Raw genomic sequence first — 19,248 nt, 5'->3', positions numbered from 1 at the left:
CGTCCGTCCAGTTCGTTGCGTTTTCACCCATCCGGTTTGTCCGGACAAGACCGTCCAAAGCCGGACGCAGATCCCCGGGCGACCGCACCGCCCGGGGATTCACCCCGCTCCTCTCGTCACCCGCCGAGCGCGCCCGCGTCCCATCGCCGACCCTGTGGGCGTGATGTGGCGTCTGCCGCATCACGACCTCGAGGCAGGCGAGCTGACCCGAACGGCGAGACACCTCTCCACCCAGGCACCACCTCCCCTCTGGAGGCGAGCGACGGCGCTCGCCGCGGTGGGAGGTGTCGTCGGCGCCCTGACCTTCGCGGGAGGGATCGCCGCGACGGCCGCCCCCACCGACGACTCGGAGGCCAGCGGGCAGTTCCTCAGCGGCAGCGTCGCCGGGTTCGACCTCGCGACGATCGCTGCCCTCGACGGGGCCGTGGCCGAGAACCCCTCCGGGGCGCACCCCGTCGTCACGAACCCCCTGGCCGCCTCGGTCTTCCAGTCGCTCGGGATCGACCTGACGGGCACCCTCCAGCTGTTGGGCCCCAACGGGATCCTGCAGCTCGGCGCGGTCAACCAGTACGGCGAGGCGAATGACGACGGCTCGGCCCGCGCCGCGTCCGGCGCCGTCTCCGACCAGGGCGCGATCTCCGTCGGCGGCAGCGAGGAGTTCCCGTCCGACGCGCAGCTCAACCTCACGCAGCTCCTCGGCCCCGGCTTCGAGTCGGTCGTCGCAGACCTCGACCTGTCGCTCGGCGCGCTGTCCGCGACGGCGGAGGCGACCGGCGGCACGGCACCGACCGGCGACTACCAGATCGCCGGTGCGACCCTCACGCTCGACAGCCCCGCCGTCTCGGGCATCGCCACGACGGTCGACGACGAGGTCGTCCCGCTCGTGGACGGCGCCGTCGGACAGCTCGTCGGGACCGACGGGCTGCTCGCCCAGGCGCTGAACGGGATCGGAGCGCTCGCCCAGGTTCTGACCGTCCTCGGCGGGGACCTCGAACCCACGGTCGCGATCGACGTCGACCTCGACGGCGCCCTGGCGCCCGTGCTCGACCAGGACTTCGGCGACGAAGGCGTCGTGATCAACGTCGGCGACGGGACCGTCACGGTCGACCTCGACACGATCCTCGGTGGCACCGGGTCGCTGAACGGGTTCGACCCCAACACCGAGGTCCTCGACGACGCCGCGATCAACGCGATCCTCGACGGGCTCGGCGCGGCCCTCGACGACCTCACGACCGCGCTCGTCGGCGCGGTCGACACGGCCCTGCACGCCGCGAGCCTGACGCTGTCGGTCGAGGCCGTCGTCGACAACCCGATCCCCCTCGCGCCCGACCTGCTGAACCTCGACATCAACCTCGACACGACCGTCGGAGACGTGGTCGACGGCACCGTGGCCCCCGGCGACGCGACCATCACCATCGCGCTCTCCGGCCTGCCGGTCACGCTCCCGCTGGGCGACCTCGTCAGTGCGCTGGCCGTTCCGCTCAACACCGTGCTGTTCGCCGACGGGACCGGACTGGTGAGCACGCTCGCCGGGACGATCACGTCGGAGGTCACCGGTCCCGTGCTCACCGCGCTCTCGCCGGTGTTCGAGATCCTCACGGAGGTCGTGAGCCTCGTCGTCAACGTCCAGGAGCCCGAGCCGTCCGTCGCGGACGCGACGTTCACGCAGCGCGCACTGACCCTGTCGCTCCTCGAGGTCGGCACAGGGACGGGCCTCGCCGAGCTCCACCTCGCCTCGGCGACCGTCCGTGGTTCGACGGTCGCAGCGATCACGCCTGCGGTCACCGTCGACCCGTCGACCGTGCCCGCGGGCACCCCGACGACCGTCACCGGCACCGGCTACACGCCGGACTCCACCGTGACCGTCGAGGTCCGGGACACGGCCGGCACCGTCGTCGCCACCCTGAGCGACGTCCCGACCGACGGCGACGGCGGCTTCACGACGCCCATCACCGTCCCGGCGGACGCCACCCCGGGTGAGTACGCCGTCGTCGGCATCGACGACACGACCTCGACCGAGGCCGAGACGCCCCTGACGGTGGAGGCAGCCGCGATCGAGCCGACGATCACCGTCGACCCGACCACCGCCAACCCCGGTGACGACGTCACCGTCGACGGCACGGGCTACACCCCCGACGCCACGGTCACAGTCGAGATCCGCGACGGCTCCGGCGCGGTGGTCACCAGCCTGGGCGACGTCCCGACCGACGGCGACGGGAGCTTCACCACCCCGATCACCGTCCCTGAGGACACCACCCCCGGCGACTACACCGTCGTCGGCATCGACGACACCACCTCGACCGAGGCGGAGACCCCGCTCGGCGTCGGTGGCGTCGGGGTGTCCGAGCCGACCGTCACGGTCGACCCGACCACGGCGAACCCCGGCGACGAGGTCACCGTGACGGGTGAGGGCTGGCCGCCGAGCACGACCGTCACCGTCGACCTGCTCGACGAGGACGGCGACGTCGTCGCGACGGTCGACGTGGAGACCGACGACACGGGGAGCTTCACCACCCCGATCACCGTCCCCGAGGACGCGACGCCGGGCGACAACACCGTGCACGCGTCCGACGAGACCGGGAACGAGGCGGAGACGCCGCTCACGGTCGTCGCGGCCGGTGACCGCGCCCTGGTCTCGTCGTTCGCCACGCCTCGCGTGCTGCGCGGCGCGGAGCAGACGTTCGTCGCGTCCGGCTTCCAGCCGGGCGAGTCGGTCCAGGCGGTCATCAACTCGGAGCCGCTGATCCTGCCGGTGGCGACCGCCGACGCGAGCGGCCAGGTCAGCTGGACGTTCGTCGTCCCGGCCGACTTCGAGGTCGGCCCGCACACGGGCACGGCGACGAGCGTCACCGTCGGCGACTCCACGGTCGCGTCGTTCGAGGTCTACCTCACGGCCTCGGGCGGCGACGGACCGGGCGGCTCCGGTCCCGGCTCGGGCTCGGGCTCGGGCTCGAACAACGCCGGCAACGGCACCGGGTCGGACTACCTCGCCCGGACCGGCACCGACGACCTGGCGCTGGTCCTGGTCGCCGCGCTCCTGCTGGTGACCACCGGCGCCGTCGTGCGCGTGCGCGCGCACCGCGCGCGCCGGGCGAGCTAGGCGCACCACGACCGAGGGCGCCTGCCGGGATCTCCCGGCAGGCGCCCTCGGTCGTGTCGTGGAGGCGGACGCCCGGCGTCAGCCGACGCGGTGGAGCCAGCGCACCGGGGCGCCGGCACCGGCGTAGCGGAACGGCTCGAGCTCGTCGTCCCACGCCTTGCCGAGCGCGAGGTGCAGGGCGTCACGCATGGCCCAGGGCTCGCTCACCTGCTCCAGCGCGGCACGGATCCGGTCCTCCGGGACGACGATGTTGCCGTGCACGTCCGTCTGGGCGTAGAAGATGCCGAGGTCGGGCGTGTGGGACCACCGCCCGCCGTCGACCCCGTGGCTGGGCTCCTCGGTGACCTCGTAGCGCAGGTGGGACCAGCCGCGCAGCGCGGAGGCCAGCTTGGCGCCCGTCCCCTGCGGGCCCTGCCACGAGTACTCGGCCCGGTAGAGGCCGCGCGCGGCGGGCTGCTCGGTCCAGTCGAGCGACACGCGCACGCCGAGGACGTTGCCCGCGGCCCACTCCATGTGCGGGCACAGAGCACGCGGTGCTGAGTGCACGTAAAGAACACCGCGGGTGATGGCACCGGCCATGTCTGCCTCCCTAGGTCGAGGTTGCGTCTTCCCCAACGTCCTCACCAAGGGTGGTGTCACAGCACGTCACAGGTATCGCGCGGCGTGTCTCGTGCCCATCTTGCACGAGATCACGCGTTCGCGCGAGAGATTCGCCGGGTGTGCCCGGCCGCGGTCGGCCGACGCGGGCCGTCACAGGTGGGCGCGCAGCTCCCGCATCGCCTTCTTGCGGACGGACCGGTCCAGACGGTCGAGGTAGAGCATGCCGTCCAGGTGGTCGCACTCGTGCTGGAGGCAGCGGGCCATGAGCTCGGTGCCCTCGACGACGACCTCGTTGCCGTCGAGGTCCGTCCCCACGACGCGCGCGTACCAGGCGCGGCGCGTCGGGTACCAGAGGTTGGGGACGGAGAGGCAGCCCTCGTCGCCGTCCTGGTAGTCGTCGGAGAGCTCGACGATGCGCGGGTTGAGCACGTACCCGATCTCGTCGTCGATGTTCCACGAGAACGCCCGCAGGTTCACGCCGATCTGGTTGGCGGCGAGGCCGGCGCGTCCCTCGTGGTCGACGGTCTCGACGAGGTCCGCGACGAGCGAGCGCACGCGGTCGTCGATGGTGGTGATCTCGTCGCAGGGGGTGCGGAGCACGGGGTCCGGGATGGTCCGGATCTCTCTCATCGCCATGGACGCCATTCTTCCATGCGCACGACGACGGGCGGCCGGGTCTCCGACCCGCGCGCCTGGGGCCCGCGTCACATGCGGGCGTACCGGGCGCGGGCGAAGGAGTAGAGCCCGTACGCGGCGAAGCCGAGCCCGACGGCGACGAGCAGCACCGCGCCGAACGGCTGGGCCGCGAGGGTCGCGAACGCGGCGTCGAGACCGCCCGCCTGCTCGGGGTCGTGCTGCACGGCGGCCACGACGAAGAGCGCGCCGAGCACGCCGAGCGCGACCCCCTTGGCGACGTAGCCCACCCGCCCGAGCGTCACGACGGCACGTCCGACGTTCCCGCCCGTGCCGCCCTCCAGGTCCTCCAGGAACTTCTTCCGCCACCCCTTGACCACGTGGTACACGCCCGCGGCGACGATCCCGACGCCGACGGCACCCACCAGGAGCACGCCACCCGGCTTCTGCATGAGCGTCGCCGTCATGCTCTCCTCCTGGCCGGAGCCGCCCGCGGACCCGTTCACGACCTGCACGGCGAGCACGCCGAGCGCCAGGTAGAGCACCGCCTTGCCGGCGGCCTTGAGCCGGTCGGACGTCTCGGCGGCGCCGCTGATCGCCACGGTGAGCTGCCACAGCGCGAGCGCGGCGAACGCCACGACCGCGAACCAGAGCAGGACGGTCCCGCCCGGCGTCTGCGCGATCGCGGTGAGCGCGCCGGTCTGGTCCGCCTGCTCGCTCGACGTCGAACCGGTGGCCACCTGCACGGCGAGCACCCCGACCACGAGGTGGAGCAGGCCGCTCACGGCGTACCCGGCGCGGGCGAGGATCTCGAGCGGCCTGCTGCCCCGCGCCCCGCGCGCCGCCGTCTTGCCCGTCGAGCTGATGCTCGGTGCCACTGGACCTCCTCGGTCGTCGGGACGCCGCCCCCAGCGCGCCGCCGGGTTCTCCGGCCCGGACACCGTGCCAGCCCCGCGCCCCGCACGCACGCCGAGCGCCGTCCCCAGGAAGCTCAGATCACGGTTTGGTAACGTGCCTCGGATGCCCACGACGAACCCGCGCCTCGCGGTGCTCGACGGACTCCGGTTCGCCGCCGCGTCGGCAGTGCTCGTGTACCACTTCGTCGCCGTCAACCACCACGCGTGGGGCGAGCGGACGAGCGACTCCCTGCCGGGCGTGCAGGGCGTCGCCGCCTACGGCTCGTTCGGCGTCCAGCTCTTCTTCGTGGTCAGCGGCTACGTCATCCTCATGACGGCGTGGGGCCGCGACGTCCGCGGCTTCGTCGCCTCGCGAGCCGGCCGGCTGTTCCCCGCGTACTGGGCCGCCGTGCTCCTCACGCTCGCCCTGCTCGTCCTCGTGATCCCGGGCCGGCGCGACGTCGACCTCCCGCAGGCTGCCGCCAACCTCACCATGGTCCAGCGAGCGTTCGGCATCCCCGACCTCGAGGCGGTCTACTGGACGCTCTGGTCGGAGCTGCGGTTCTACGTCCTCGTCGGCGTGCTCGTCGCCGTCGGCCTCACCCGGGCGCGGGTGATCGCGTTCGCCGTGCTGTGGCCCGTCGCGGGAGAGATCGCGACACGGACGGGCTCAGACCTCGTCGCGACCGCCCTCGTCGCACCCGACGCCCCGCTCTTCGCCGGCGGGATGGTGCTCTACCTCCTCACGCGGGAGCGCCGGTCGCCGGTGCTCTGGCTCGCGCTCGCCCTCGACGTCGCCCTCGCGGCCGCCGTCTCGGGCCGGATCCAGGCGGCCCGCATCGAGAACAGCACCGACGTCGTCGTGCCCCCCGCCGTCTGGTGGGTCGCGATCGTCCTGTGCTTCGCCGTCGTCGCCGTCGCGACGCTGACCCCGCTCGCGCGGGTCTCGTGGGGGTGGCTCACCGCCCTGGGTGCGCTCACGTACCCGCTCTACCTCGTGCACGCGTCGTGGGGGCGGTGGGTGATCGAGTCGGTGCACCCGTACCTTCCCCAGGCTGCGACGCTCACCGTCGCGGTCGCCGCGTGCCTCCTGCTCGCCTGGGCGGTCCACCGCGCCGTCGAGCTCCCGCTCGGCCCGCGGCTGCGCCGCGCGCTCGACCGCGACCTCCGGCGCGACCCCGGCCGCCCGGGCCGGCGCGCCCCGGCGCGTCAGGACGAGCCCGTCGCGGCCAGGTAGTCCCGCAGCACGACCGCCTGGTTGTGCTCCTCGTCCCGCGCCCCGTACACGAGCGTCACCACGGGATGCTGCCCGACGACGTCCCGCAGCTCTCCCACGACCTCGCCGTTCGCGTCCAGCTCGGCCCGGTACCGCTCCGCGAACTCGTCGAACAGCCGCTCCTCGTGGTGGAACCACTGTCGCAGCTCCGTGGACGGCGCGACCTCCTTGAGCCAGAGGTCCACGTGCGCCTTCTCCTTGCTCTCACCGCGCGGCCACAGCCGGTCGACGAGCACGCGGTACCCGTCGTCCTCGTCGACCGACTCGTACACGCGCTTGATCCGGATCGTCATGACGCCATGACACCCCCGCGCCGCGCGCACCGCATCCGCAGCGCCGGACCGACCGTCCGCGGCGGTATGCTCACCGGCGCGCCCCGTTAGCTCAGCTGGTCAGAGCAGGAGACTCATAATCTCTCGGTCGCGGGTTCAAGTCCTGCACGGGGCACGAGGACCGGAAGCCCTCCGAGGGCTCGACTCCGCGTCAGTAGGTCACGACCACGGTCGGCGCGTCCTGGTGTGGTGTATCGGTGGTGGCGCCGGGACTCGGTGCCGACCGGGCGGACGCGCCCCCCAGCGTCAGGTTGACGAAGGGCAGGCTGCCGGGCACGGAGAGCGTCGCCTCGGAGTACGTCACCGAACCGCTCGGGAAGACGTTCAGGCGTGCCCCCCAGGCCTTCAGGACGTGGTCGATCGGGTGGTAGCAGCCCCCCGAACCGTCCGCCAGCCGCAGGACGGTGATCCCGACCGCGCGCAGCCCGAACTCGTCCATGCGCCACACGGGCCCTCCGGAGTCCCCGGCGAGAGTCGTCGCCGTGTGACAGACGAGGACCCCGCCGTACTGGGGGTGGTACCCCCAGAACGTGATACGCCCCTCCTGCCAGCCGCTCGTCACGCCCATCTTGCCGACGAGCGCGTCCCGGCTCTGCGCGCTCGTCCGCATGATCCCCGTCACCCTGCCGTCACCCGGCGTCGCGCCCGTGCGCGGGTCGACGACCATCTGGTACAGCCCCACGCCGCCGGAGGCGCGGACCAGCGCTGTATCCGTGTTCGGGTATGTCTTCGCATAGGCGACCGCACCCCAGGGCGCGTCGGTGCCGAACACCGTGGTCCCCGGCGCGGCGCAGTGCGCGGCCGTCACCGGGAACGAGCCGCTGGTCCCGGTGATGGTGTAGGAGCCGGTGCACAGGACGCCCGAGCGGGGACCGCTGAAGTACATCGGATGACCTGCACGGTAGGCGTACGAGAGCGCCGCGCTCGGCATCGCGGCGAGCACGATGCACACCACCGCGACGACCGCCATCACCAGTCCTGCAGCCGTCCTCATGATCATGGTCCGTCCCCCTCGCCCGTGAAGCTCGCCTCCTCGGATGCTCGCTGCCTTCCGGCGGATCGGCCAGCGGAGAGCCACCGGGGCTCTTCGACCGACCTGCGTACAGCCCTGACCTTCGAGCGGCTACGGTGGGGACGTGTCCTGGTTCCGCCGCCCCAGCCTGCCCGACCCGGTCCGCCGATCGCTCGACGTCCCGGCGAGCGACCGCGTGCTCGCCTCGGCGGAGCTGGCCGACGGCTCGTGGGCGGTCGCGACCCGCACCGAGCTCCTCACGAGCGACCCGACCGGCGGGGTCATCGCACGACGCCCGTGGTCGGACGTCGACCGGGCGGGGTACGTACCGGAGACCGCCACGATCACGGTCTCGTGGGTCGACGGCGCACCTCCGCTGGCCCTCACGCTCGCCGACGCGCGCCGTACGTCGCTCGCCCAGACGCTGCGGGAGCGCGTCCAGTCGTCGGTGGTGCTGTCGGAGACCGTGACGTTCGCCCCCGGGCTCACCGCACGGGTCGCGGTGCGCCGGGACGGAGACGGCGAGCTCTTCTCGCAGGTCGTCGCCGACCCCGGCGTCGACCTGACGGACCCCGAGGTGACGGCCCGCGTGGACGCCGCCGAGGGCCGGGTCCGGTCCGCGTCCGGACTACCCCTCTGAGCCTGCTAGAGTTTTCCCCGGTCGCTGCGGTGCACACCGTGACGGCCACGATCGATCCCGCGTAGCTCAGCTGGCAGAGCATCCGACTGTTAATCGGACGGTCGTAGGTTCAAGTCCTACCGCGGGAGCCTCGAGAGCTCGGCCCCGGACCGCACAGCGGTCCGGGGCCGAGCCGTTTCTCCGCCCCCGCCGGTGCGTCGACCTGGCACGGTCGGCACGTCCGGGAATACGCGACCGTTGCCCCGGGCTTGCGTCTGTCGTGACCACGACGTCCTCCGCAGGGATCGGCCTGCGCTCCGAGCGCGGCCCCGTCCTCCTCGCGCTCATGCTGTCCACGGCCCTCGTCGCGCTCGACGCGACGATCATCGCGACGGCGTCGGCCACGATCGCGCGCGAGCTCGGCGGGTTCGAGCAGCTCCCCTGGCTCTTCTCGAGCTATCCGCTCGCGCAGGCGGTCGGGACGCCGGTCTTCGGCAGGCTGTCCGACGTGCTCGGCCGCAAGCGGCTCATGCTGGCGGGGGTCGCCCTGTTCTTCCTCGGGTCCGTGCTGTGCGGGTTCGCGTGGTCGATGCCCGCGCTCGTCGCGGGCCGCGTGCTCCAGGGTCTGGGCGCCGGTGCGGTGATGCCCGTCTCCCAGACGATCGCCGCCGACATCTACACGCTCGAGGAGCGCGCGAAGGCGCAGGGCTACCTCGCGTCGGTGTGGGCGATCTCGTCCGTCGTCGGCCCGACGCTCGGCGGCGTCTTCTCCGAGTTCGTGAGCTGGCGCTGGATCTTCTTCGTCAACGTGCCGCTGTGCGCCCTGGCGGCGTGGATGCTGCACCGCCGGTACCACGAGTCCCCGCGCGAGGGAGCGCGCGAGCCCATCGACTACGTGGGCGCGACGCTGCTCACGGCGGGCAGCACGCTGCTCCTGCTCGGGCTTCTCGAGGGCGGGTCCACGTGGGCCTGGGCATCCCCCGCGTCGGTCGCCGTCCTGGGTGCCGCGCTCCTCCTGCTCGGCGTCTTCGCGGTGCACGCGCGCCGCACGCGCTACCCCGTGGTCGACCTCGCGATCCTGCGGCGGCGCGTCGTCGGCGTCTCGACGGCCGTCTCGCTCCTCGTCGGGGTCATCGTCCTCGCGCTCTCCACGTACGTGCCGATCTACGCCCAGGGCGTCCTCGGCGTCGGGCCGCTCGTCGCGGGCTTCGCGCTCGCGGCGATGACGGTCGGCTGGCCGATCTCCGCCTCGAACGCCGGGCGCCTCTACCTGCGGATCGGCTTCCGCTGGACCGCCGTCATCGGGTCGGCGCTCGTCCTCGCCGGCACGTCGCTCACGCTGCTGCTGGGCGCGTCGTCGTCGGTCGTCGCCGTCGCCGCGACGACGTTCGTCGTCGGCGTCGGGATGGGTCTGACCGCCGTCCCGACGCTCATCGCCGCCCAGTCGTCGGCCGTCTTCACGGAGCGCGGCGCCGTGACGGGCACCAACATGTTCGCGCGGTCGCTGGGCTCGGCCGTCGGCGTCGCGGTCTGCGGCGCGATCATCAACGCCCGCACGACGCTCGGCGCCGACGGCACGCCCGAGGGCCCCGGCCTCATGAGCGCGATCCACGTCGTGTTCGTCCTGCTCACCGCGAGCGCCGCGGTCCTCGTCGTCCTCGCGGCCCTCATGCCCGCGGACCGGCAGGCGGCGCGCGACCGTCGGGCTGCGACGGCCGCCGCGACCGCGGACGCGACGGCCTGACCTCCCGGACGGCTCAGGCGATCTCGCCCTCGCGCAGCGTGCGGCGCTCGGCCTCGACCGCGAGGAGCGTGGCGAACGCCTCCTGGTACGCGGCGAGGTCGGCCGCGGGGTCGAGGCGCTGCAGGCGGCTCTTCGCGTCGGCGACGCGGCGGGTGAGGCCGAGGTCGACGAGGCCCCGCACGACGCCGGCGACGTAGCCGCCGACGACGTTCTCGCGGTCCTCGGGGAGCGGTGCGACGGCGAGCTCGGTCACGAGGCCGCGCACGGGCTCGGCGGCCTGCTCGACGACGGCCTCGACCCAGTGCCCGGCGCCGAGCGTCGCGCCCTCGCGCACCCCGCCCGCGGCGCGGATCGCGGCGTGGACGGCGCGCCAGGCCGGGACGGCGAACGCGTCCTCGCCGAGGTCGTCGAAGACCGGCGGCACGTGCTGGGGGTACTGCAGGACGGCGACGAGCGCGAGGCGCTCGCGGCGCGCCACCGGGTCGCGCGGGTCGGGTGCGGGGAGCGCCGGGACCGTGGGCTCGGGCTCGGTCGCCTCGCCGCCGGGGCGGGCGCCGTCGGGCCGCGACGTGCGGACCGGGCCGGGCGCGCTGCCGCGCTTGGCGGCCGCCGCGACCTCGCGCCGGACGCGCTCGGCGTCCATGCCGATCCAGCCCGCGAGCATGCGGGCGTACTCGGGGCGCAGCGCGGCGTCGCGGATCCCGGCGACGACCGGGGCGGCGGCGCGCAGCGCACCGACGCGGCCCTCGGCGGTGTCGAGGTCGAACGTCGCGAGGGTCGTGCGGATGACGAACTCGAAGAGGGGCTGGCGCCCGTCGACGAGGGCGCGCACCGCGTCGGGGCCGCGCGCCATGCGCAGCTCGCACGGGTCCATGCCGCTCGGCTCGACGGCCACGAACGTCTGGGCGTAGAAGCGCTGGTCCTCGCCGAACGCGCGCACGGCGGCCTTCTGGCCCGCGGCGTCGCCGTCGAACGTGAACACGACCTCACCCCCGACGGAGGCGCCCGAGGCGAGCTGCATGCCGCCCCCGGCCGTCGTGTCGCCGAGGAGCCGGCGCACGATGCGCGCGTGGTCGGACCCGAACGCCGTGCCGCACGTCGCGACGGCGGTCGTCACGCCGGAGAGGTGCGCGGCCATGACGTCCGTGTACCCCTCGACGACGACGACGCGCTTCTGCTTGGCGATCTCGCGCTTGGCGAGGTCGATGCCGTAGAGCACGTGCGACTTCTTGTAGAGCGAGGTCTCGGGGGTGTTGAGGTACTTCGGCCCCTGGTCCTCGTCGTAGAGGCGCCGCGCGCCGAACCCGACGATCTCGCCCGTGACGTCGCGGATGGGCCACACGAGGCGTCCGCGGAACCGGTCGTAGATGCCGCGCTGGCCCTGGCTCATGAGGCCGGACGCGATCAGCTCGGGCTGCGTGAAGCCGCGCCCCTGGAGGTGCCGCTGCAGGTTGTCCCAACCGGTGGGCGCGTACCCGACGCCGAAGTGCTCGGCGTCCGCGCGGTCGAAGCTGCGCTCGGCGAGGAACGCGCGGGCCGCCTGCGCGCCGGACGCGAAGAGCTGCTCGGAGAAGTACTGCGCGGCGACACGGTGCGCCTCGAGCAGCCGCTGGCGCCGTCCCGGCTCCTCGCGCGGGCGCTGCGGCCCGCCCGAGTCCTCGTAGCGGAGCTGGATCCCGACGCGGTCGGCGAGGTACTCGACCGCCTCGACGAAGGTCAGGCCGTCGATCTTCTGGACGAACGAGATGACGTCGCCGCCCTCGCCGCACCCGAAGCAGTGCCAGCGCCCCACGCCGGGTCGCACGTGGAAGGACGGCGAGCGCTCGTCGTGGAAGGGGCACAACCCCTTGAGCGAGCCGACGCCCGCGGTCTTGAGGGTGACGTGCGCGGAGACGATCTCGTCGATCCGTGCGCGGTCGCGGACGGCTTCCACGTCCTCGCGTCGAATCAGGCCGGCCACGGAGCGAGTCTATGCGCCCGGGCGATGCCTCGGGGGTGGCTCGACGGCGTCGTCGGTCACCCCGGGTGCACCGTCGCGCCCGCCCCGACGAGCGCGTCGCGCGACGCGGCGCAGCGTCGCGCGTAGGCCCCGGGCGTGGACCCGGTCGCGCGCGCGAAGTCGGTGCCGAGGTGCGCCTGGTCGTAGTACCCGACGGCGCTCGCGAGCGCCGCGAGGTCCTGGTCGGGGTCCGCGGCGAGCAGGTCGGCCGCGAGGTGCACGCGGTGGCGCTGCAGGGCCCACTTGGGGCTCACGCCGACGTAGGTGGCGAAGAGCCGCTGGAGCGAGCGTGCGGAGGTCCCGACGACGGCGGCGAGGTCGGCGACGCCCGCGCCGGGCCCCAGGTCCCCGGCCACGAGGGCGGCGAACGCGCGGGCGACGCGGTCGAGGTCGCGTGCCGCCCGCGCGTCGCGGACGCGGTCGGCCCGCGCCCGCAGCAGCGGCTCGACGCCGCGCGCGGCCTCCTCGTCCCGGCCGGCGACGGCGAGGGCGAGCGCGGCGTCGCCGGTGCGCTCCGCCGTCGGGCCGAGGAACGCGGCGGCGGGCACCTGCACGCCCGCGCGCACGGCGTCCGCGTGCCCCAGCAGCACGCGGAACGCGCCCGGCCGCAGCTTGGTCCCCACGACGGCACCCGACCCGGCCAGGGTGCGCTCGAACAGACCCGGCGGGACGCCGTGCGCGACGTACCCCGCCGCCTGGGCGACCACGTTGGCGACCGGGTGCGGAACCACGACCTGCGTGAACGACTCCCCTCGCGGCAGGTCCCAGCGCACGACCCAGTGCCGCTCGACGAGGTCCGCGAGGTCCGGCGCCGGATCGACGCGCACGAGCTCGAACCCGCGCCGCGCAGCGGCGGGGTCGACGAGCCCCCGCAGGGACGTCGTCGGGCCGCGCCGGGACGCCGCCCTCGCGTCGGCGCGGTCCTGGGGTTCGAACACCTGTCGCATTCCTCCAAGACTGGCACGGCCCGCCGACACGAGCATGGTGGTACGGCCCGCACCCCGCGGGCGACCACGACGAGGAGGACCCCATGGAGATGTCGGCACTGCACCCCAACGTCACGGTGAACGGCGCGCGCGAGGCCATCGCGTTCTACGAGGCCGCGCTCGGCGCCGAGGTGGTCGACACGATCACGGCGGGCGACGCCGTCATCCACTCCGACCTGCGCCTCGACTCCCCCGCGGGGACGAGCACGTTCACCGTCGCGGAGGCGTTCCCGCCCGACTCGGTCGCGCCGGAGCCGGGTGCGCCGACGCACGCGTCGTTCACCGTCCCCGTCGAGGACACGGACGCCGCGTACGCGCGGGCGCTCGCGGCCGGCGCGACGAGCCTCGCCGAACCCGCCGACTGGTTCGAGGGGTTCCGCCAGGCCGCCGTCCGCGACCCCTTCGGGCACCGCTGGTACTTCGCGACCGTCGCGGACTCGGTGACGGCCGAGGACGTCCAGCGCGCGAGCGACGCCTGGGTCTCCGAGCGCGGCTGACCCCGGGGCGCCCAGCCAGACGGCGGTGCCGCTCGCCGGTCGCTCAGACCGGCGGGCGCACGAGGCGTGCGTGGAGCTGCATGGCCGAGACGTCGGTCAGCGAGGCGACCTGGTCGACGACGACGCGCAACCGGGCGGCGTCGTCGGGCGCGGCCTCCCAGTCCGCCGCGAAGGACGGCTCGAGCGCGACGGGCGCGCGGTCGGAGAAGACGTGCACGAGATCGGCGATGACCTCGCGCTGGCGCTGGTAGAGCGGCTCCTGCTCGCGCGGCGCCATGACGTAGGCGACCGCGACACCCTTGAGCACGAGGATCTCCGCCACCGTCTCGTCCGGCACGACGAGCCGTGCGGCGTACCGGGTGAGCGGCCCGTCCCCGTAGAGGGCGCGGGTCGCGTCCTGCGCCGCGCCGGTGAACCGGCCGATGAGCTGGCTCGTCGCGTCCTTGAGCGCGGCGAGCGCGCGCCGCGACCCGTCGAACCCGGTGACCAGGTGCCCGGTGCCCTGCAGACGCGTGATCGCGGCGTCGAGCGCCGCCTCGTCGTACGCGGTGCCGTACCAGGAGTGGACGGCGCGCACGACCCGGGCCCGCTCGTCGGGGTCGTCGAGCACCGCGAGCTCGATGCGCCCGCCCACGATCGCGTCCTCGACGTCGTGCACCGAGTACGACACGTCGTCCGCGAGGTCCATGACCTGCGCCTCGAGGCACTTCACCTGGCTCGGCGCGCCCGCGCGCAGCCAGTCGAACACGGGTCGGTCGTCCTCGTAGACGCCGAACTTGTGGGTCGGGCGGCCGTCCGCGCGCAGCGGCGCCTCGCCCGCGCCCCACGGGTACTTGACGCTCGCGTCGAGGCTCGCGCGCGTGAGGTTGAGCCCGTACGACCGCCCGTCCGCGTCGACGACCTTGGGGTCGAGACGCGTGAGCAGGCGCAGGGTCTGCGCGTTGCCCTCGAACCCGCCGACGTCGACCGCGAGGTCCGCGAGCGCCCGCTCCCCGTTGTGCCCGAACGGCGGGTGCCCCAGGTCGTGCGCGAGGCACGCCGTGTCGACGATGTCCGGGTCGCACCCGAGCGCCTTCCCGATCTCGCGGCCCACCTGCGCCACCTCGAGCGTGTGCGTCAGCCGGGTCCGGACGAAGTCGTCGCTGCCCGGCCCGAGCACCTGCGTCTTCGCGCCGAGGCGGCGCAGCGCCGACGAGTGGACGATGCGCGCGCGGTCGCGCTCGAACGGCGTGCGCGCGCGGGACTTCGCGGACTCGACGAACCACCGTTCGGTGTCGGCGTCCGAGTACGACGCCGTGCCCTCCTCACCGCGCGCCGGGCGCGGCCCGGTCCCCACGACCGCGGGGTCGAACGCCTCCTGCTCGAACGTCTGCACGGGCCCCAGCGTAACGACGCCGGTCAGGGCGTGGCGGGAGCCGGGTCCGCGAGGCCGCGGTAGACCCCGGTGCGCAGCTCGCCCGCCCACGCGTCGGCCTCGGGCATGCCGAGGTCGTACGCGACGGCGATCTCCGCCTCGGCGTCGTACGGCACGCGCACGTGCTGGATCGCGAACGGCGCCGGGTCGGGCGAGCCGGGCACGCCCTCGAGAATCGCGTAGACGGGCGTCGGCTCGTCGAGCGGGTTCCCGACGCTGCCGACGTTGGCGAGGGTCCGCCCCCGGGACGTCTCGACGTACGCGTCGTGGGTGTCGCCGTAGACGACGACGGTCGGCTCGGGGCCGGCACCGGTGAGAGCGGTCGCCGCGAACATGCCGGCGAACTCCCCCGGGGAGTGGTCGCGGAAGACCTTGACGTGCACCGACGCGGCCGACGCGTGGAGGAGACGGACCCGGCGGCCGCTGAGCAGCAGGTCGTGGCTCAGCGGGAGCGTACCGAACCAGGCGTGCTGGTCCGCGCGCAGCTCGTCGCGCCACCAGACGTGCTCCGGGACCCCGTCGTCAGGCGTCCGGGGCAGGAAGTCCTCCCAGTTGCCCCGGACGGTGACCGCGCACGCGTCACGGCACCGGTCGACGACGGCCTGCCCCCGAGGACCCTTGCCGACCATGTCCCCGAGGTTGAGGATCGTCGTCACGCCGCGGGACCGCGCGTCGGCGAGCACCGCCTCCAGCGCGGACAGGTTGCCGTGGACGTCCGAGAGGATCGCGAGGCGCTCGACGGTCACGTCGCGATCCTGCCACGAGCGCGCCGGGCCGAGAAGGGAGTTCTCGCCCTCGGTCCGCGCTTCTCGGGGGCGAGAACTCCCTTCTCGGCGGCGCGCTGCCGGGCGGGGGCGTAGCCTCGCGCACATGGGTGCAGCGCACGCGCTCGAGCTGCGGGTGGTCCGGGAGGACGAGGTCGTCGAAGTGGTCCCGTACCTCGACGGCCGCTCGCTCGTGAGCATCGTCAGCGCGTTCGAGTCGGCACGTCGGTACACGCCGTCGGGCGGGTACGGCGGCATTGTGCCCGAGGTGTTCCGGTACGGCAGGGCGTCACGCCAGTGGTACGGCCACGGTCGCCTCCCCGGACGCCGCAGGCACGCGTGGGTGCTCGCGTGCGATGGCTGCCACGAGGCGGGCTGCTGGCCGTTCGAGGTGGCGATCGACGTCGACGCGACGACGGTCACGTGGCACGACCTCGCGCAGCCTTTCCATCCCGAGTGGGACTACTCCGCCCTTGGCGCGTTCACGTTCGACCGCGCGCAGTACGACGACGCCGTGCGCCAGGTCGCGCACCTCTTCGACTGACCGCCCAGCGGGTTTCGACTGACCGTCGCTCGCCGGGCAGCCCTGCGGGACTGCCCGAACGGGCGGATCAGCCCAGGCGCCACACCCCGACAGCCGGGCCGTCGCCCGCGAGCCGGGCGCCGCCGTCGTGCCTGGTGAGGTCCAGCGTGCCGTGCAGCCGCTCTGCCTCGCCCGACCCCACGAGCGCCGGGTGCAGCGTGACGCCGTCCCACGGCGCGCGGGCGAGCGTGACGAGCACGCGTTCCTCCGGCGTCTCGCGCAGGTAGACGAGGGCGTCGTCGTCCACGTGCACCCACCGCAGGCCGCCGTGCCGCAGCGCGTCCGAGCTGCGCCGGACGGCGATCAGGTCGCGGTACAGGTCGAACGTCGCGGCGTCCCAGCGACCCGAACCCGTCGACGCGTCGTCCCACGGCATGGTCGCGCGCCCGTGCTCGCCGTTGAGGCCCGTGAGCCCCACCTCGTCGCCCGCGAACACGACCGGCGTGCCGGGGTAGGTGAGCAGGAGCGTCGCCGCGACCTCGACCATCTCGCGCGAGCCGACGATCGAGCGCAGGCGCGGGGTGTCGTGCGACCCGAGCATGTTCCACTGCGACGCCGTGACGCGCCACGGCAGCACGGCGTCGAACTCGCGCATCGTCGCGACGACGTCGCGGCCGCCGCGCCGCGGCGTGCGCACCGGGAGGCCGAGGTAGGGCACCGGCGAGTCCGCGGGCGACAGCCACGTCCAGGCCGGGCGTGTGAACGCCGAGTAGTTCATGTTCGCGTGCCAGCCATCGCCCGCCAGGTCACCCGAGGCGTCGTGGAAGTGCTCCGCCACGAGCGCCGCCTCGGGGTTCGCGGCCCGCATCGTCGCGCGCAGGCGCCGCGCGACCTCGAGCGTGCGGTCTTCGGCACCGAACCGGCCGGTCATGTTCGCGACGTCGATGCGCCAGCCGTCGAGGCCGAACGGCTCGCCCAGGTAGCGCCCGACGACGGACCCGGGCCCGTCGATCATCCGCGCCCCGAGCTCGGCCGAGCCGTACGACAGCTTGGGCAGCGACGCGTGCTCGAGCCAGCCCACGTACCCGGGCTCGCCGTCGGTCCAGTAGTAGAAGTCGCGCTCCGGCGCGGCGGGATCCGCGAGCGCCCGCGCGAACCACTCGTGCCCGGCGCCCGTGTGGTTGGTCGTGAGGTCGCCCATGACGCGCAGCCCGCGCGCGTGCGCGGCGCGGACCAGCGACGCGTACGCCGCGTCACCGCCGAGCAGCGGGTCGACATGGTCGAACGTGCTCGCGTCGTAGCGGTGGTTGGACCGGCCCGGGAAGACGGGCGTCGTGTACAGCGTCGTGACGCCGAGCGCGACGAGGTGGTCGAGCCGCTCCTCGACGCCGGCGAGGTCGCCCCCGTAGAACTGCGTCCCGACGTCGGGCCCCGACCCGTGCGGCTCGTCGCCCCAGGCCGCCGGGACGGCCCACTCGGGCAGCGGGCGCCCGTCGGCCGCCGCCGACCGGGCGAACCGGTCCGGGAAGACCTGGTAGACGACGCCGTCGCGCATCCACGCGGGCGCGCCCTCGTGGACGGTGAGGCGGAAGTCCGCGGCGTCGGGCACGTCGCGGTCCCACACCCCGCGGCCGTTGAGCCAGCGGTACCCGGCCGCGCCCTCGTCGAGGAAGAACCGGTACCCCGTCGCGGGGTTGTGCACGAGCACCTCGGCGACGTACCAGTCCTCGTGCTCGTCCGAGCGGTCGAGCCGCGCGGGGGCGAGCCGGGGCTCGCCGTCGCGCACGGTGCGCAGCCACACGTCGCGCACGCCCGCCGACCGGGGCACGCGCACGCGGACGGGGACCGTTTCCCCGAGGGCGGGGACGCCCTCGGGGACGTACAGCGCCGAGCCGTCGTGGTGCGGGACGGGGCTCGCGACGTCGCGCACGCCGTCAGCCCTTCACGGACCCGGCGGTGAGCCCGCCGACGATGTACTTCTGCAGGTAGAGGAACAGCGCGAGCACAGGCAGCGCGGAGATCACGGCGCCGGCCGTGAACAGGCCCCAGTTCGCCTCCTTGAGCGACGACACCCAGCCGTAGAGCCCGACGGCGAGCGTCCAGTTGCGCTCCGACGTGAGGACGATGCGCGCGATGATGAACTCGCCGAACGTGCTGATGAACGACAGCAGCGCGACGACCGCGAGGATCGGGGCGACCAGGCGCAGGATGATCGTCCAGTAGATCTGCGAGTGCGTGGCGCCGTCGATCTTGGCGGCCTCGTCGAGCTCGCGCGGGACCGTGTTGAAGAACCCGTACATGAGGAACGTGTTCACGCCGAGCGCGCCGCCCAGGTACACGGCGATGAGTGCGATCTTGCTGTTCAGGCCCAGGATCGGGACGACGTTCCCGAGCCCGATGAGCAGCAGGAAGATCGCCACGAACGCGAGCATCTGCGGGAACATCTGGACGATGAGCAGCGACGTGAGTCCCATGCGGCGCCCGGCGAACCGGAAGCGCGAGAACGCGTAGGCGGCGGCCGCGCCCATGAGCACCGTGCCGACGGACGTCGCGACCGCGATCACCAGCGTGTTGCCCATCCACGTCCAGAACATCGTGGTGCCGAGCTCGGCGTAGTTCGCGCCGCTCACGTCGGAGAAGAGCGTGTTGGAGCCGGTGAGGGTGCCGTTCTCCGACAGGGACGCCGAGAGGACGTAGACGAGCGGGAAGGCCGCGTAGACGACGGCGATGACACCGACGAGGTGCCGCCAGCCGAGCTCGGAGAACCAGCGGCCCGGCTTCATCCGGGTCCGCGAGACCGCGGACGGGGCGGGCCGACCGCCGACGACGGGGGGTGCCTGGGTGGTCGCCATG

Annotated in this window: 17 protein-coding genes and 2 tRNA genes; 8 read left to right on the top strand and 11 right to left on the bottom strand. The window is 73.8% G+C overall.

Annotated elements, in window-relative coordinates:
- The first annotated feature begins 277 nt into the window (after nt 1–277).
- Nucleotides 278–3,100: a choice-of-anchor G family protein gene (locus ACZ402_RS06490; RefSeq protein ID WP_375824766.1), complete on the top strand. Its 2,823-nt coding sequence runs from the start codon at nt 278–280 to the stop codon at nt 3,098–3,100.
- A 78-nt stretch (nt 3,101–3,178) separates the two neighbouring features.
- Here ACZ402_RS06490 and ACZ402_RS06485 read toward each other — a convergent pair whose 3' ends face one another.
- From ACZ402_RS06485 to ACZ402_RS06475, 3 genes are all read right to left on the bottom strand, one after another.
- Complete coding sequence (locus tag ACZ402_RS06485; RefSeq protein ID WP_047233028.1) at nt 3,179–3,679, bottom strand: DUF3145 domain-containing protein; 501 nt, start codon at nt 3,677–3,679, stop codon at nt 3,179–3,181.
- Nucleotides 3,680–3,850: 171 nt separating this feature from the next.
- Complete coding sequence (gene def / locus ACZ402_RS06480; protein WP_047233027.1) at nt 3,851–4,336, bottom strand: peptide deformylase; 486 nt, start codon at nt 4,334–4,336, stop codon at nt 3,851–3,853.
- Nucleotides 4,337–4,404: 68 nt separating this feature from the next.
- Nucleotides 4,405–5,211, bottom strand: a complete 807-nt coding sequence (locus ACZ402_RS06475; protein ID WP_375824767.1) for a DUF1206 domain-containing protein — start codon at nt 5,209–5,211, stop codon at nt 4,405–4,407.
- Between the two features lie 142 nt (nt 5,212–5,353).
- Here ACZ402_RS06475 and ACZ402_RS06470 point away from each other — a divergent pair, with 142 nt between their 5' ends.
- Complete coding sequence (locus ACZ402_RS06470) at nt 5,354–6,466, top strand: acyltransferase family protein (protein WP_375824768.1); 1,113 nt, start codon at nt 5,354–5,356, stop codon at nt 6,464–6,466.
- On the opposite strand, the gene ACZ402_RS06465 is transcribed toward ACZ402_RS06470, so the two are convergent.
- Nucleotides 6,439–6,798 (bottom strand): DUF488 domain-containing protein, encoded by a 360-nt coding sequence (locus tag ACZ402_RS06465; RefSeq protein WP_375824769.1) that lies wholly within the window; start codon nt 6,796–6,798, stop codon nt 6,439–6,441. The two genes, ACZ402_RS06470 and ACZ402_RS06465, sit on opposite strands and share 28 nt — an antisense overlap.
- An 80-nt stretch (nt 6,799–6,878) precedes the next feature.
- Here ACZ402_RS06465 and ACZ402_RS06460 point away from each other — a divergent pair.
- Nucleotides 6,879–6,952 (top strand) — tRNA-Ile (locus tag ACZ402_RS06460).
- Nucleotides 6,953–6,988: 36 nt separating this feature from the next.
- On the opposite strand, the gene ACZ402_RS06455 is transcribed toward ACZ402_RS06460, so the two are convergent.
- Nucleotides 6,989–7,837, bottom strand: a complete 849-nt coding sequence (locus tag ACZ402_RS06455) for a chymotrypsin family serine protease (protein ID WP_375824770.1) — start codon at nt 7,835–7,837, stop codon at nt 6,989–6,991.
- A gap of 136 nt (nt 7,838–7,973) precedes the next feature.
- Here ACZ402_RS06455 and ACZ402_RS06450 point away from each other — a divergent pair, with 136 nt between their 5' ends.
- From ACZ402_RS06450 to ACZ402_RS06440, 3 genes are all read left to right on the top strand, one after another.
- Nucleotides 7,974–8,489, top strand: coding sequence for a hypothetical protein (locus ACZ402_RS06450; protein ID WP_375824771.1), 516 nt, complete (start codon nt 7,974–7,976; stop codon nt 8,487–8,489).
- A 55-nt stretch (nt 8,490–8,544) separates the two neighbouring features.
- Nucleotides 8,545–8,617 (top strand) — tRNA-Asn (locus ACZ402_RS06445).
- A 131-nt stretch (nt 8,618–8,748) separates the two neighbouring features.
- Nucleotides 8,749–10,212: an MDR family MFS transporter gene (locus ACZ402_RS06440; protein ID WP_375824772.1), complete on the top strand. Its 1,464-nt coding sequence runs from the start codon at nt 8,749–8,751 to the stop codon at nt 10,210–10,212.
- A gap of 13 nt (nt 10,213–10,225) precedes the next feature.
- Here ACZ402_RS06440 and dnaG read toward each other — a convergent pair whose 3' ends face one another.
- Both dnaG and ACZ402_RS06430 read right to left on the bottom strand, forming a co-directional pair.
- Complete coding sequence (dnaG, locus tag ACZ402_RS06435) at nt 10,226–12,172, bottom strand: DNA primase (protein WP_375824773.1); 1,947 nt, start codon at nt 12,170–12,172, stop codon at nt 10,226–10,228.
- Nucleotides 12,173–12,228: 56 nt separating this feature from the next.
- Nucleotides 12,229–13,149, bottom strand: coding sequence for an AraC family transcriptional regulator (locus ACZ402_RS06430; protein ID WP_375824774.1), 921 nt, complete (start codon nt 13,147–13,149; stop codon nt 12,229–12,231).
- A 92-nt stretch (nt 13,150–13,241) separates the two neighbouring features.
- On the opposite strand from ACZ402_RS06430, the gene ACZ402_RS06425 reads away from it, so the two are divergent.
- Complete coding sequence (locus ACZ402_RS06425) at nt 13,242–13,694, top strand: VOC family protein (RefSeq protein WP_375824775.1); 453 nt, start codon at nt 13,242–13,244, stop codon at nt 13,692–13,694.
- A 43-nt stretch (nt 13,695–13,737) separates the two neighbouring features.
- Here the strand turns inward: ACZ402_RS06425 and ACZ402_RS06420 are convergent, their stop codons facing one another.
- Together ACZ402_RS06420 and ACZ402_RS06415 are read right to left on the bottom strand one after the other, a co-directional pair.
- Nucleotides 13,738–15,030, bottom strand: coding sequence for a deoxyguanosinetriphosphate triphosphohydrolase (locus ACZ402_RS06420; protein WP_375824824.1), 1,293 nt, complete (start codon nt 15,028–15,030; stop codon nt 13,738–13,740).
- Between the two features lie 62 nt (nt 15,031–15,092).
- Nucleotides 15,093–15,854: a metallophosphoesterase family protein gene (locus ACZ402_RS06415; protein ID WP_375824776.1), complete on the bottom strand. Its 762-nt coding sequence runs from the start codon at nt 15,852–15,854 to the stop codon at nt 15,093–15,095.
- Nucleotides 15,855–15,978: 124 nt separating this feature from the next.
- Here ACZ402_RS06415 and ACZ402_RS06410 point away from each other — a divergent pair, with 124 nt between their 5' ends.
- Entirely contained in the window at nt 15,979–16,416 is a 438-nt protein-coding gene (locus tag ACZ402_RS06410; protein ID WP_375824777.1) for a hypothetical protein, read from the top strand.
- Between the two features lie 67 nt (nt 16,417–16,483).
- Here the strand turns inward: ACZ402_RS06410 and ACZ402_RS06405 are convergent, their stop codons facing one another.
- Both ACZ402_RS06405 and ACZ402_RS06400 read right to left on the bottom strand, forming a co-directional pair.
- Entirely contained in the window at nt 16,484–18,325 is a 1,842-nt protein-coding gene (locus tag ACZ402_RS06405) for a glycoside hydrolase family 13 protein (RefSeq protein ID WP_375824778.1), read from the bottom strand.
- A 4-nt stretch (nt 18,326–18,329) separates the two neighbouring features.
- Nucleotides 18,330–19,247 carry a sugar ABC transporter permease gene (locus tag ACZ402_RS06400; protein WP_375824779.1) on the bottom strand — a complete coding sequence of 306 codons (918 nt, stop codon included), beginning with the start codon at nt 19,245–19,247 and terminating at the stop codon, nt 18,330–18,332.
- Between the last annotated feature and the right edge of the window lies 1 nt (nt 19,248).

This window comes from Cellulosimicrobium sp. NPDC030954 (genome assembly GCF_055571305.1).
This window is presented reverse-complemented; position numbering and strand designations above follow the sequence as displayed.

Excerpts from the sequence above, each read along its gene's own strand:
- ACZ402_RS06485 (WP_047233028.1), bottom strand. The coding sequence starts at position 3,679 with ATGGCCGGTGCCATCACCCGCGGTGTTCTTTACGTGCACTCAGCACCG.
- def (WP_047233027.1), bottom strand. The coding sequence starts at position 4,336 with ATGGCGATGAGAGAGATCCGGACCATCCCGGACCCCGTGCTCCGCACC.
- ACZ402_RS06470 (WP_375824768.1), top strand. The coding sequence starts at position 5,354 with ATGCCCACGACGAACCCGCGCCTCGCGGTGCTCGACGGACTCCGGTTC.
- ACZ402_RS06465 (WP_375824769.1), bottom strand. The coding sequence starts at position 6,798 with ATGACGATCCGGATCAAGCGCGTGTACGAGTCGGTCGACGAGGACGAC.
- ACZ402_RS06455 (WP_375824770.1), bottom strand. The coding sequence starts at position 7,837 with ATGATCATGAGGACGGCTGCAGGACTGGTGATGGCGGTCGTCGCGGTG.
- ACZ402_RS06425 (WP_375824775.1), top strand. The coding sequence starts at position 13,242 with ATGGAGATGTCGGCACTGCACCCCAACGTCACGGTGAACGGCGCGCGC.
- ACZ402_RS06410 (WP_375824777.1), top strand. The coding sequence starts at position 15,979 with ATGGGTGCAGCGCACGCGCTCGAGCTGCGGGTGGTCCGGGAGGACGAG.
- ACZ402_RS06400 (WP_375824779.1), bottom strand. The coding sequence starts at position 19,247 with ATGGCGACCACCCAGGCACCCCCCGTCGTCGGCGGTCGGCCCGCCCCG.